This is a genomic window from Streptomyces polyasparticus (assembly GCF_014493765.1).
Taxonomy (GTDB): Bacteria; Actinomycetota; Actinomycetes; order Streptomycetales; family Streptomycetaceae; genus Streptomyces; species Streptomyces polyasparticus.
The window spans coordinates 1-12,528 of the sequence record NZ_JACTVJ010000052.1 but is presented as its reverse complement, the minus strand read 5'-3'; the positions used below and the strand labels follow the sequence as shown (position 1 = coordinate 12,528).

At 65.8% G+C, this 12,528-nt stretch carries 11 protein-coding genes and 4 pseudogenes; 2 read left to right on the top strand and 13 right to left on the bottom strand.

What is annotated here, in order from left to right:
- Window positions 1-198: 198 nt before the first annotated feature.
- Window positions 199-387, top strand: a pseudogene (locus H9Y04_RS47910) (hypothetical protein); the annotation flags it as partial.
- 338 nt (window positions 388-725) lie between these two features.
- Here H9Y04_RS47910 and H9Y04_RS44770 read toward each other — a convergent pair.
- A complete protein-coding gene (locus tag H9Y04_RS44770; RefSeq protein ID WP_187820015.1) occupies window positions 726-1,706 on the bottom strand; it encodes a DMT family transporter in 981 nt (326 codons plus the stop codon).
- A gap of 124 nt (window positions 1,707-1,830) precedes the next feature.
- On the opposite strand from H9Y04_RS44770, the gene H9Y04_RS44765 reads away from it, so the two are divergent.
- Window positions 1,831-2,283, top strand: coding sequence for a hypothetical protein (locus tag H9Y04_RS44765; protein ID WP_214662274.1), 453 nt, complete (start codon window positions 1,831-1,833; stop codon window positions 2,281-2,283).
- A 73-nt stretch (window positions 2,284-2,356) separates the two neighbouring features.
- Here H9Y04_RS44765 and H9Y04_RS44760 read toward each other — a convergent pair whose 3' ends face one another.
- The 12 genes and pseudogenes from H9Y04_RS44760 to H9Y04_RS48050 all read right to left on the bottom strand — a co-directional run bounded on the left by H9Y04_RS44760 (window position 2,357) and on the right by H9Y04_RS48050 (window position 12,195).
- Window positions 2,357-2,644 (bottom strand): DUF1416 domain-containing protein, encoded by a 288-nt coding sequence (locus tag H9Y04_RS44760; protein WP_187820013.1) that lies wholly within the window; start codon window positions 2,642-2,644, stop codon window positions 2,357-2,359.
- Window positions 2,645-2,679: 35 nt separating this feature from the next.
- Window positions 2,680-3,525, bottom strand: a complete 846-nt coding sequence (locus H9Y04_RS44755; protein ID WP_187820012.1) for a sulfurtransferase — start codon at window positions 3,523-3,525, stop codon at window positions 2,680-2,682.
- A gap of 138 nt (window positions 3,526-3,663) precedes the next feature.
- Complete coding sequence (locus H9Y04_RS44750) at window positions 3,664-3,891, bottom strand: hypothetical protein (protein WP_187820011.1); 228 nt, start codon at window positions 3,889-3,891, stop codon at window positions 3,664-3,666.
- 727 nt (window positions 3,892-4,618) lie between these two features.
- A pseudogene (locus H9Y04_RS44745) lies at window positions 4,619-4,954 on the bottom strand (transposase); the annotation flags it as partial.
- Window positions 4,921-5,145: pseudogene (locus H9Y04_RS44740) on the bottom strand (IS256 family transposase); the annotation flags it as partial. The pseudogenes H9Y04_RS44745 and H9Y04_RS44740, both read right to left, overlap by 34 nt.
- A gap of 841 nt (window positions 5,146-5,986) precedes the next feature.
- A pseudogene (locus H9Y04_RS44735) lies at window positions 5,987-6,175 on the bottom strand (IS256 family transposase); the annotation flags it as partial.
- Between the two features lie 618 nt (window positions 6,176-6,793).
- On the bottom strand, window positions 6,794-7,714 hold the full coding sequence (locus tag H9Y04_RS44730; RefSeq protein ID WP_187820009.1) for a methyltransferase domain-containing protein: 921 nt from the start codon (window positions 7,712-7,714) through the stop codon (window positions 6,794-6,796).
- A 16-nt stretch (window positions 7,715-7,730) separates the two neighbouring features.
- The gene (locus tag H9Y04_RS44725) at window positions 7,731-8,441 is read right to left on the bottom strand and encodes an O-methyltransferase (protein WP_308802055.1); all 711 of its coding nucleotides are present in this window, start codon (window positions 8,439-8,441) and stop codon (window positions 7,731-7,733) included.
- A gap of 49 nt (window positions 8,442-8,490) precedes the next feature.
- Window positions 8,491-9,264 (bottom strand): hypothetical protein, encoded by a 774-nt coding sequence (locus H9Y04_RS44720; protein ID WP_187820008.1) that lies wholly within the window; start codon window positions 9,262-9,264, stop codon window positions 8,491-8,493.
- 1,036 nt (window positions 9,265-10,300) lie between these two features.
- Window positions 10,301-10,957 carry a hypothetical protein gene (locus H9Y04_RS47380; protein WP_236072246.1) on the bottom strand — a complete coding sequence of 219 codons (657 nt, stop codon included), beginning with the start codon at window positions 10,955-10,957 and terminating at the stop codon, window positions 10,301-10,303.
- 165 nt (window positions 10,958-11,122) lie between these two features.
- Window positions 11,123-11,650, bottom strand: coding sequence for a hypothetical protein (locus tag H9Y04_RS47375; protein ID WP_236072245.1), 528 nt, complete (start codon window positions 11,648-11,650; stop codon window positions 11,123-11,125).
- Window positions 11,647-12,195: an SPDY domain-containing protein gene (locus H9Y04_RS48050; protein ID WP_308802054.1), complete on the bottom strand. Its 549-nt coding sequence runs from the start codon at window positions 12,193-12,195 to the stop codon at window positions 11,647-11,649. Before H9Y04_RS48050 ends, H9Y04_RS47375 begins: the two co-directional genes overlap by 4 nt.
- Between the last annotated feature and the right edge of the window lie 333 nt (window positions 12,196-12,528).

Sequence of the window (12,528 nt, the reverse complement as noted above, 5' to 3'; positions counted from 1 at the left end):
GGCCACGGTCATGCTGCTACTCCATCGCGCAGCAGCAAGAGGCCTGCCCTGAACGGGGCTTCTCAGAAACCCTCTAACTGCCCTGAATAGGTTCGTATAGTGCGCCGACATGAGCTGACAGACACACAGTGGCACGCGAACGAGTATCTGCTGCCTACCAATGGCACGCCCGGCGGGCAGTAGGCCGATCACCGGACCGTAATCAACGGGGTGATGTCCCGGGAGAGGACTGGGGTGCCGTGGCCGGATGTGCCCGCGCGGTACGGAACCCGACCGACCGTCTACGAACCGCATCGTCGCGGTCGGCTGATGCCACCTGGTAGTCGATCCTGCTGGAGCTGCAGATCGAAGCCGACGCCGCCCACCGCGCGGTCAACACGCCCGTGAGGTCAAGCGCGCGGGGTGGGCGGTGAACATTGACGCCACGTCCTGCCAGGCCCACCAGTATGCCGCCGAGGCGCGAAGCGGCCGACTTCCCGCAACGTGGCTCATTCGGGGAGACACCCATTCAGGCATGAACCTGACGTTCGCCTCTTCACGCGGGAGCTTAGGCCTGCCGCCCCGCGCTCGCCCCGTGGGGCCAACGTGAGGTACCCGTCGGAGCCCCCGCAGCGGACGGGTTTGCCTGCCTTCTGTCATCGCGGCACGCGGGGACAACCGTCAGAGGTTCCCAGGGGGCCGACCACTCTCGACATGCCCAGAAAATGATCTGGTTGCCAGCTCGCTCAACGACGCACAGGCCGACCGGCGCCTTGTACGCCCTGACCGCTGCCGCCTCCGGCGCTATTGGTCCGACGAACTGGGCGGAGGAGGGAGTCCCGGGGATGAACCGCACGAGCGGCCACACAGTCGAGCTTGATCTCACGCCTTGCGCCAGCCTTCCGCGTTGCAGTGAAGGCAACTCCGACGAGTACCAGGATGCCTCCCAGGATTGCCATCGGCGTGGGCACCGTCCACTCCAGCGCCGAGTTCATCGCAAGAGCAGCAACCGGGACGCCATACAAAGCGAGCGAGCTGCGGCCTGCCGACGTCGCCGACAAGGTCCGGGACCAATACCAGAAACCGAGCACGGTACAGCCGATGCCGAGCCAGGTCACCGCAGCAGTGTAGTGCCAGTCCACAGCCGCCACATGCTTGAGCGTCGAGGGCACGAACGGCAGCAGCGGCACGAGCCCGAAAAGGCTTCCATAGAAGGTGCATTCGGCGCCGGAGTACCTGGCCAGCAGGGGCTTTTGCAAGACGAATGACACGGCCTGCGCCGCTGCGGCGGCAATAACGAGTGCAGCTCCAGTGAGAGTTCCTCCCCCAGGCCCCAGCGAGGCCGCAATCAGCAGCGCCCCGCACAATGCACCTGCCAGACCGACCCCACCCCGAGTCCCGAGGCGCTCCCCGAATAGCGCAATGCCCAAGAGCGTGACAAGGACAGGAGATGCCGCAATGAGCATGGCCGCAGTGCCCGCGTCAACGCTGCGCTCGCCCTCATAGAGCAGAAGCTGATAGGCCGTCATGCCTGACAGACCGAAGGCCGCCATTCGCATCATGTCTCGCGCGCGTAGCGGGCCGACACTCCGGCGGAACAGGATCAGCGTGAGAACGAGTGCCGCAACACCTATCCGCAGCACCGTGATCTCAATTGGCGAATACTCGTGCAACGCGACGGCGATTGCCGGGAAGGCCGACCCCCACAGCACCGCCGTGGCGGCCATGGACTTCCAAGGAGTGGCCGCCGATACATGTACGTCAGTCATCGCGATGCTCCAGGAACCTAGGTCAACTCCTGGCCACCGCCAGGCAATCGAAATGAAACGATGAGGTAACTAATGTAGATCCGTGAGGAAATATCCTCTTATGCTCAACGGCAGAGAAGTGCACCCGACTGAGAGAGACGGCATGTTCGGACGAGCCATGCAGCTGGAAATGCCTGTGGAACTTGCTGTGTTCACCCTCATGGAGCAGCTAGAAAGAAGAGGGTTTACCGTATTGGCGCGCTACGACCAGCCAACGATTACAGATGGGCGCCGGACGGGCGTACTGTTGTCGCTCTGGCACGTCGAACTGAACTCCGAGGCCGTCAAGATATGCCCCGATGCGGCAGTTCTCGGTTTGGCCACCGCAGTCGTGCGCAGCATGCATGACACTGGGCGGACGCATGTTCGCCTTCCCGACCCGGCGATACTCCTCATGCTGTCGGACTGTTCCGCCATGGATGCCGTTGCCCGGATGCTCACGCGCCTGATCGATGAAGCAATGATCGCCACACTGATGGCAGACATGCCGTCATAGACGCCCCCCAGACTCGTGCCAGGGCCTCCTCATGACGCAAGCCTTCTGTGCGCGCGTCACGCAGACGGTGTGCTCAGACCGCGATCGCGACCTCCGCGAGGCCACCGGTCTGCGCGACCACCGTGCGGTCCGCGGTGCCGCCGGGCACGAGCGCCCGTACGGTCCACGTGCCCTCGGCCGCGTAGAAGCGGAACTGTCCGGTCGCGGAGGTGGGCACCTCGGCGGTGAACTCGCCGGTCGAGTCCAGGAGGCGTACGTAACCGCTGACGGGCTCGCCGTCGCGGGTCACCTGACCCTGGATGGTGGTCTCACCGGGCTTGATCGTCGAGGCGTCGGGGCCGCCGGCCTTCGCTCCACACATTGCTGAACTCCTTGAGGGGTAAAGGACGGAGAGTCTTACTTGTTGGCGCCGAGCTCGATCGGCACGCCGACGAGGCTGCCGTACTCGGTCCACGAGCCGTCGTAGTTCTTGACGTTCTCGACGCCGAGCAGCTCGTGCAGGACGAACCAGGTCAGGGCCGAGCGCTCACCGATGCGGCAGTAAGCGATGGTGTCCTTGGCGAGGTCGACCTGCTCGTCGGCGTAGAGGGCCTTGAGCTCCTCGTCCGACTTGAAGGTGCCGTCGTCGTTGGCATTCTTGGACCACGGAATGTTGCGCGCGGACGGGACGTGGCCCGGACGCTGCGACTGCTCCTGCGGAAGGTGGGCCGGGGCGAGCAGCTTGCCGGAGAACTCGTCGGGCGAGCGCACGTCGACCAGGTTCTGGCTGCCGATCGCGTTCACGACGTCGTCGCGGAAGGCGCGGATCGAAGTGTCCTGCGCCTTGGCCTTGTACTCGGTGGCCGGGCGGCTGGGCACCTGGTCGCCGTCGACGAGGTCGCGGGAGTCGAGCTCCCACTTCTTGCGGCCGCCGTCGAGGAGCTTCACGTCCTGGTGGCCGTAGAGCTTGAAGTACCAGAAGGCGTACGAGGCGAACCAGTTGTTGTTGCCGCCGTACAGGACGACGGTCGTGTCGTTCGCGATGCCCTTCGCCGACAGGAGCTTCTCGAAGCCCTCCTGGTCGATGAAGTCACGGCGGACCGGGTCCTGGAGGTCCTTGGTCCAGTCGATCCGGATCGCGTTCTTGATGTGGTTCTTCTCGTAGGCCGAGGTGTCCTCGTCGACCTCGACGATGGCGACCTGGGGGTTGTCGAGGTTGGCCTCGACCCAGTCTGCGTCGACCAGAACGTCGGTGCGGCTCATGTGCGGTCTCCTCCGGGGCAGTTGAGGTTTCTGACTTGGAATGCGGCGGTACGCGGGCAAGCGCCAGCCGGGAGGGCCTGCAGACACAACGCGCAGGCGACGGGCCGATGCCCTCATAGCTCCTTCGCAGCAGTTCCGCTATCCGTTGGCCCTGCCAAGAACGGCCGGCAGTTCAAGCGGATCAGTGATCTGGATGAAGCTGAGCGCCTGAGCTGAGATCTGGTCAGTGCTCGGATCACTATTCGTCGGGATATTCATCGTCCCGCCCCATGACCCTCCTGCGAAAACATGCCGCTGCTGTTCCTGTTCGGAGATTGGGACATGAGAAGCGGAATCACCGTGCCACGCTGTTGCGTTGACGACCACATCACGCTCCTCTGCACAACGGATCTCCCACCTCACGACCCCCGCGACGTGGTCGACGGTCAGCTGAGACACCTCGCAGCCAGGGGCCGTGGGATCGCGGACGGACAAGTCTGACGCGACTGCAGCATGTGGAATCGCGAGGAAGGGAACGGCAACAGCCGCAGCGACGATGACAGAGCGAACTCCCAAGAGGGACATGGCTTCCTTCCAGTTAAGGAAGCACCAAGATCTCAGGAGCGTTCCACGCGCGACAGTCATCTCAAGACCCGTCTTGTCAACTAAAGTCGATAAGTCGGGGGCCGTCCGAATGTCTCCTGGTGTCCGTGAGTGTGGGGTGTTCTGCGCCCCCGATGCCGCCATGAACATTCAAAGGTAGCGCGGTGACTCAACAACCCAATTCCAGCCGAGATGTACTCCCTCGGCGGCCAGAATGCCCCATTGACTAGGTCCCCCCTACAGCCCAAGGCCTGGAAGCTAGGGCGGTTTTGACTGATCAGATGGGTTGACACGGGAACGAAGCCCGCCGCGGATCGTGAGTGTCGAGGTCACGGTCCGCGGGGCTCCGTTGTCCATCTAGAACTGAACTGTCCCGACATACCTTTTGGTGGTTTGCAGGCCGGTGATCAGTCGGCCGCTGGTTCTGTGTCAGCGTAGTGTGCTGCCTCGTATTTGATGGGGCTGATCATGCCCAGACTTGAGTGCGGCGACGGTTGTTGTACCACTCCACGAATACGGGAATGCCAGCTTCGACCTTGAACTGCGCGTGCGCCGACATCTCCTTGCCGCGATCCCATGTCAGCGACCGTGCCAGCTGCTCGGGCAGAGTCGACATCGTGCTGGCGAGTGCGTTCTTCATCGTGATCGCCCCATAACCAGCCAGTGCAGGGCCATTCTTGACCGCGTGTTTGTGCCGGTGGCTTTCCTCCCGCGGCAGATGAACCAGCATCGTGAGTCGAGTTGACCGCTCGACGACCGTGCCGATCGCGGACCGCTCCAGACCGATGATCAGGTCCCCTTCCCAGTGGCCGAGAACAGCGCGGTGTTCGGCCTCGGCAGGCCGCTCGCCAGCCGATCATGGTGCCCGTTGCGCCAGGTCGTGCGCTCGCTGGAGTGCTCGCGCGGTGCGACCCCGATGGCCCCGGCCTCGATGAGTTCTTGCAGGATGCCCTCACACAGCACCCTGATCGCCTCAACTCCGTCCGCCGCACGTACCGACCCCAGCAGCCGCATCAAGTCAGACTGGAACAAGGCCATCACGTCCTCCTCCAAATGCACTCGCCGTGCACCAAAGTGAGTTACGCAATCGCCGCCTCTTGGTCAGGGAACAGTCACCGCCCTCAGATGCACGCCGCGAGCCGACAGCCGCGCACTCCAAAGGCCCAACCCGCTACACCACTTCGCGAGACACCACCCTGCCACGCCGCGTCACTGATGACGCGGGCAAGGTTCCGATACTTGAGCGACCCTTGATGAGCTTCAAAGCAGCTGGTGGAACGGGCCCGCATCTACGCAGAGACACGGGCCCGAGGGGCCAGCCCGTCCCCCACGTGGTTCGGGCTGGCCCACTTCGCGGGCCGGCTGAGGCGAGCAGTCCCGCGAAGGGTTTGTACGGGCCCGCAGCCGGGGGGAAGGCTGCGGACCCAGAGTCGGTCCGTCGACCAGGACGGGTACCGACAGCCGCGCCCCGCCTGCTCCGCGTGGGGTAGGTGGAGTGGGGACTCGGCGTTGGTGGAGCAGCGGCCCTCCCCTGGCTCGCCCGCCCGGGCCGCTGCTCGGTGAGAACGCTACGCAGGGGCCGGCCGGCACAGAAGGGACTTTCGCCCTGTTGAGTCCCGAGGAACTATCAACCTTCGTCGTTCCGTTCGGCGTTGGGTCAGGCTCCTGACTTGTTCAATCGAGTCCAGATGCTTCGGCCTGTAGCCGTAGCGTCCACGGTGTCGGTCGGCGCGGGCTCGCAGTGCTCCGTGCCGCCCTCGGGCTGGCTCACTGATAGCGTGCCGCCGCCGGCCGACGCCCGCGCGTTGTGGCTCGACAGAGGCATAAAGGTGACGCAGTGACTTCAAGTTGGGTGCCCACCGCCCCCGCCTTCTGTCTCATCGAGCGCGGACTCCAGGAAGCGCTTGGTCAGCTGCTGGAGCAGCCCGCCCTCGCCGGTCAGCTGCAGCCCCTCGGAGCGGGCACAGTCGACCAGCATCGCGACCAACTGCTCGTCCGACACCGCCTCCGCGGCCGACACGACTACCGGCTCCTGCACAGCGTCGCGCTCGGTGATGGTCCCGATCATTCCGGCGTCCCCTTGATCATCGGATCCGCCGCCTATTGGACACACCCTCGGTCTGGCGATCCGCATGCCAGCACCTATGTCGGCGGGGCGACCGATTCGACTTCGTCCGCTCCGTGGGCGCGGCACACACCTAGGGCGGGTGTGGCCACGACGTACCACGCTGCGGGGTATGGGTCGGGCTTCTCCCATCCGATTCCTACGTGAATGACGATGCCGGGGTGTGATTCGCCGAGTACTTCTACCGGGGTGCCGACGTGGTGGGCTGCGCGCATGACATGCTGCACCGTGCGGGGTCTCAGGGCGAGGGTCTCGGTCTTGAGTCTGCGGACGTGGTCGCCGAGGTCGTAGCAGTAACGTCCAGTCCTGCGCAGGCAGAGCAGGGCGGCCACGAGATGACGCTGTTCCTGGGGCTCCAGGTGGGCGCCTTGCTGTCGCCACAGGGAATACAGCCGGTATTCGATCGTGGTCCGAGGGAGGCCATTGAGGTCGGATCGTCGACTGTGCTGGTGGGGGGACGTGCACCGGGGCTCCTTGGTCGGTCGGCTGCGGTGCGGCAGCGGGTGTGGCCGCTGTGGCGCCGGCTTGTCGCGGCATGGGACCGCAGCTTGCGCCCGCCGCTCAGCGCGGGTCGCAGTCGGGTTCCGAGAGCGGGCGGTCTGCGACGCGTTTGGCGGGCGCGGAGTGCTGCTTTGCGGCGGTCTCAGGAGAGTCGGGGACCTTGCCCCACGCCTGGAACAGGAGGGAATCGACTACGAGGCACCCTGGTTGGGCGAGGTGTCGGCGGATGGCTTGGACGAGGCGGTCTTGCTCCGCGTGGCTGAGTCCTGTGTCCAGCAGGCGCTGGCGTTGGATCTTGGCGAAGTAGAGCAGCAGGCCGAACTGTGCGTCGTCGGGTTCGAGGATGCGGGTGCTGGCATCGACGGTGATGTCGGTCAGGCCGGCCGATCCCAGCAGGCGCGGGAGTCGCTGGCCGATGTGGACATCTCCGCTCCATGCCTCGGCCAGTCGGCCGCGCAGTTCCTCCCAGGCGGCGCTGTACGGAACGCACGACCAGGACTGCCAGTCGATCTCCTGGAACGCGACGTAGCCGCCGGGACGGACCATGCGAACCATGCTCGTGATGATCTGCTCAGGCCGCGGCAGGTTGGCCAGCAGCAGACGCGAATGAGCAAAATCCAACCCGGTGTGGTCGTGGCAGGAGTACGCGTCGGCCTGCTCCAGACGCACATGCTCGTGGTCTTTGAGTAGTTGGCGGGCCGTTTCCAGCATGCGGGGCTGGGCGTCCAAGCCGAGCACCTGACCGGTGGGTCCAGTGCGGGCTGCCAGCAGGTCCAGGATGCCTAGTGGCCCGCAGCCGACGTCCGCTGTCCGCCAGCCCGGCTGGACACCGAGCCGATCGATCAGGCTGCGGGCCTGTGGCCTGTAGTAGGCGCACTGCTCCAGCAGGCGGGAGACCTCGTCGTCGGCCGAGCCCAGCGGATAGGGGGCTGGGCGCTGGGAAGGAACGGGTGTGGCGGGCAGCACGTCTTCGGTGGGCACGATGCGTCCTTCCGACTCAGGAAGCGATGGGGTGGTCGGCCGGGCCGGCAGTGCCCGGGGAGCGCTTGCGGGCGAGGGTGAGTCCGTCGGCGACGGACAGCATCACGAGATCCACACGCGAGTCCTGCATCGCGTGCGTGTTGAACGCCCGGATAGCGGCGGGCTTTTCGCTCGGGTACGGGTCGATGACCTGGCCGCTGAACAGCACGTTGTCCACGACGATTAGGCCTCCGGGCCTCATTCGGGGGATGAGGGCTTCCCAGTAGTCGATGTAGCCCGGCTTGTCAGCGTCGATGAAGGCCAGGTCGAAGGTGCTGTCGTCCGCGAGGTTCGTGAGGGTTTCCAGCGCTGGCCCCAGCCACAGCTCGATCCGGTCGGCCACCCCGGCTTCCTCCCAGAAACCGCGGGCGACTTGCGCCCACTCGGAACTGATCTCGCAACTGATCAGTTGTCCCTCGTCGGGCAGGCCACGCGCCAGGCACAGACCGGAGTAGCCGGTGAACGTGCCGACCTCGATCACGTGGCGCGCGCGGGTGAGGCGCACCAGAAAGGTCAGCAGGGCCCCTTCCTCGATCGGCGCCTGCATGTGCGCCCAGTCCGGGGCCAGTTGACGGGTGCGTTCCGCGATCCGGGCGGCCCACGGATCAGCCGGGACGCCGTGAGACACCAGGTAGTCGTGCAGTCCAGGCGTCAGAACAACGCTCTTGGGGGCAGCAGGAATCGCCACAGTACCTCCAGCGATAGGGACGGGATGGTGAGGCGGGGAACGGGCGGGATCAATTTCCCGCGAGGGCCGTATACGCGCGATGCAGTTCCGCTTCGCGTACTGGACGGGTGTGAGTGAACCCGGTCAGATCTCCTTCGCACTGCAGTTCCCAGCGGCTGAATCTGCGACGCTCATGCGCCGCACGAGCGTCTGGAGCAAAATAGAGCATCGTGGTTCCATGCTGGCCTTCGTGCGGGTTATAAGCGGCGCCCTCGAACAGCATTCGACCGTCTCCTTCAAGCATGTCGGCGAGACGATTCAGCCGGAACGAAGTGGGGTCCTTCACCTGGAACCCAATGTGGTTCTCGAAGTTATGCGTGCGTTCGTTCCGGCAGATGTATTCACGAGGACCGACAGCAGCTCGCGGAAACAGGAAGACCTCAACGATGCACTGAGGGTTGGCCGCTGGAGACAGCCGGGTGACTGATACCGGACAGTCACTCTCACTGATCCCGTACCGGTCGGCCAAGCGGCGTTTGACCAGCACACTGGGGATCAACGCCTGTGTGCTCCAGCCGCGCTCGGCGAAATAGTCCATGGCCGCGGCCTCTCCAGTGGGGAACACCAGCGTCGCGCAGTGCGAGAATGCGCAATGCGCTCTCAGCGCGCGCCGCTCCGCCGCCGGAAGCCATGAAGGGAAGATCCCCTGCCCTCCTCGGGGTAGCGCCACGTCCTGGACATAATCGAAGGCGTGGTCCAGACGCAGGACATCCACGGCCGCGAAGGCCGGATTTCCATTGCTCCAGTCCCCTCGCTGGCTTTGGATTTCATCGTGCTCTCCCACGCCTCACCTCGGATGATAGTTGCGGCCACAATCTGCCCCTTGCGCCGGTGCGACGAAGCAGTGACGATTCCTGCGGAATCGAGGTATGAATTCAATCTCTGGCGCAACGCGGTGATGTGAACATGCAGCTGATGGCCATTTGAACGACTTCCATCAACTCAACCGGCCGACGTTGGCCCACGCAAGGCGCAAATAGATCATGATGGAGTGCGCCACTACTACGAAGTGCGCTCGTGGCATCGAGTTCGCTTCCATGCCGCACGTGTGGGTTACGCGGGCGATCCAGTACGAGGCGAACTGGAGAGGCGCGCCAACTCCTGTGCACGGCCCCAGATCTCGGCAGTTGGCAGCCGCGCGTCACGTACGACGCGAACCTCGCGCGCCATTCTCCTCGTCAACGGCGATGGGGGCGTTCGGGTCATGCAGCGGACGCAGCGCTCCGCCAGCGGAGTTGGAGAGGGTGGAGCTGCAGCGCCAAAGAAATTCACGTTCTTGTGCTTGAGCAAAGGAAGCTGGGTGAAGCCCTCATCGCTGAACTCGTAGCCCCCGGCGCGGAGTTGAGCGATAGCGACGTCGATGCGGCGCGTCGGTGCTCGATCAACCACCCACCGAACATTGAGCGGATCAGCCGACAAGAAGCGGTCGATGTTGCGCAACACATCTGCGACGTGGCCCGGGCGGTTGTGATTTCCACGGCGCTTCGTGATCCGCTTACGGTCCTCGTCGCCAGCTAGAAGAACCACTCCAGCTCAGGGCAGATCGGCTCCTCGTTGAACTTCCCGAACGACGCGGCCTGTCCGGCGGCCAAGACAACCACTGGCATGCCGCGTGGCCGCACGAGGACACGGCACGCGGGAAGAGTAACCTCGCGTTAAGGGCTGTACCGGCTACTACGCAACCCTGGAGTCGGCGGGTAGTCAGTCCGTCCAGGGGCCGGGCGCGGGCAGGACGCTGATTCGTCCCTGGAGGTGTGTAGTCGCCTGCCTCTTCAGCTCGAGATTCTCTCGGTAGAGGTTCGCGGTCACTGGCACGTGCGTCAAGTTGCCCTTCCAGGACGGTGATCCGGCTGTTCGCAGTACGCATGCGGCGGAACGGTGCGGGCGGTGAGCAGCCGTGGGCTGGGCTCGGACAGAGCCGCCGGCCCGCCCGGTACGGCCGCGCGGCCCTGGCGCTCGAACGCCTCGCTGTCGGCGAGCCAGGTCTCGATGGCCGACAGGACGGCGAGGCCCATCTGCCCGCGGGCCTGGCTCCATTCATGGGCCGGCAGCGTCCGGGGTAGCGAGTACAACTCGTGCCGCAGGCCGTTCCACTCGTCCCAGGTGTCCTGGCTGTGGGCAAGTGCCTCGCGCAGCCGGGTCAGTGCTGCACTGTCGTCGGGCCAGGCGGTGGCGGCGGGCCGGCAGCGCGAGAGGAGGCGTGGCGCGTGTTCGAGGACGTGACGGAACTCCAGCCAGGCGTGGTCGGCGAAGGCCCGCTCCATTCCGGCGATCAGGCGGGAGTCGCCGAGCGGCACGGCGTCGCTGTACCGGCCGGAGTCCTTGATTGCCTTCAGGGTCTGGTGTTCCCCCCGGCTACGTTCCAGCGCCGACAGGACGGTGTTGAGGTCCCGGTGGTGCAGGGCGCGGCGGTAGGCGGGCAGGAACGGGTGGGTCACAGCGTGCGCGGCGAGGCCGGGGTCGACGGGCAGCACCATGGTGCGTGGCGTTGCGGGATCGTCGTGGACGTCTTCCTTCTCGTGGTCGGTGAGCGCGCCGAGGAGGTAGCCGCTGCGGTGGCCGGGCCGCTCGATCAGGAGCAGCTCGGTATCCGTGCCGTTCTTCAGTACGGACGCGAACGGGATGCGGTGCTCTTCGAGGGCCTAGTGGATCTCGCCGGCTTCCCAGAGCCCGTACCACAGATCGTCCTGCCACAGCGGGTGGGCGTAGATCTCCAGCTCGGCGCTCCAGGTGCCGGGCAGCCGGGCGGCGATCTCGATGCCGACGTCGCCGAGGTAGGGCCGAGAGCTGGTGACGAGGGTGGCGCCGTGTTCGTGGGCGCGGTGCACCAGGGTGCTCGCGGTGTGCCGGGCGACCTGCGCGTCGGCGAGGGAGGCGGTGTACGCGCCGTTGGACAGGCGGCTGAATCCGGCAGCTTCGAGGGCCTGGTTGGCCCGCTCGCAGTTTTCACCGGAGGCGATGGCGACGAGGCCGAGCGTCCGGCTGATGCTGAGGGTGATCTCGGTGCAGGGGTGGGCATCAAGGTCCTGATGGGGCGACCCACGACGTCGTCCATGCGGACGGGGCCAGCGGGTCCTCGGGGCGCGCTTGGGCTCGGGGCTGCACGCCGGGCGGGCGGGTGATGGCCGCGCCGCAGGAGGCCGAGGCGACGGGACGTGCGTGATGGTCACCAGGGGCACGACGGCCTTGGGGAACGGGAACGCCGTGGAGCGCAGGATGGCCGGGGATCGAGGGTCTTGGCGACGACGGCATGCATGAGGAAGTCCGGCGCCTGCTGCGTAAACGAGATGTCCCACAGGTGACCGAGGTCGTCCGGGGAGGCGGCCACGTGCCTGGCGATGGAGGCGTCGCCGTGGATGGGTGGCGCCGATGAGTTCGGCGGCCGGCCGATCACGGCTGCCTGCCCGTCGCGGGAGATGAATCCGGAGAGTCCGGAAGTCTCGAAGTGGTTCCAGGCGTCGATGTCGACCAGCAGCTCGAACTGGCCGGGCTCGGCGCCGATTCCGTAGACGACGTGATCCGGGTCGGCCACCAGTTCGGCCGCCAGGGTGCCAAGGAGCGTGGAGACGAACTCGACCGGCACAGCGCCGCTGACGCTTGTGCGCCATCGCTCGGACGCGTCCTCCTCGCTACGGGCCGAGACCACCAGGTGGGGGCCTTGCCCCACGGCCGTCTGGTCGTGGCGGATGGTGACACGCCCGCAGGGACTGGTCACGGTCAGGGCCGAGTTGTCCGTCTGCGCACTCCACCCTGTTTCCTCGGCGAAGACGTCCAGGAAGTCGAGGTGGGTGGTGGGCAGGCTGGCAGCCAGGTAGCGGGGGGGGAGATGAGGACCTTCTGCGGGTCAGGGGCCTGAGCGGGGGTGTCGGGCATAGGTGCCTTTGGTGGGTAGGAGTGGGGCGGGGCGCGGGCCGTCTCAACTACGCGGCGGCGGAGGCGACTTCGCTGTAGGAACCGCCGGCACGTGAGCAGGGTCTGTAAAGCTAACGGTGGTTCTGGGGTTGTTGGGGTTCAGCGCCGGGCGGCGGAGAGCCGGCCGTCGAAGGTG

What these genes read in the sequence shown, in the direction of transcription:
- H9Y04_RS44770 (WP_187820015.1), bottom strand. Translation starts at nt 1,706, where the DNA reads ATGGCCGCCACGGCGGTGCTGTGGGGGTCGGCCTTCCCGGCAATCGCC.
- H9Y04_RS44760 (WP_187820013.1), bottom strand. Translation starts at nt 2,644, where the DNA reads ATGTGTGGAGCGAAGGCCGGCGGCCCCGACGCCTCGACGATCAAGCCC.
- H9Y04_RS47380 (WP_236072246.1), bottom strand. Translation starts at nt 10,957, where the DNA reads ATGGTGCTGCCCGTCGACCCCGGCCTCGCCGCGCACGCTGTGACCCAC.
- H9Y04_RS44755 (WP_187820012.1), bottom strand. Translation starts at nt 3,525, where the DNA reads ATGAGCCGCACCGACGTTCTGGTCGACGCAGACTGGGTCGAGGCCAAC.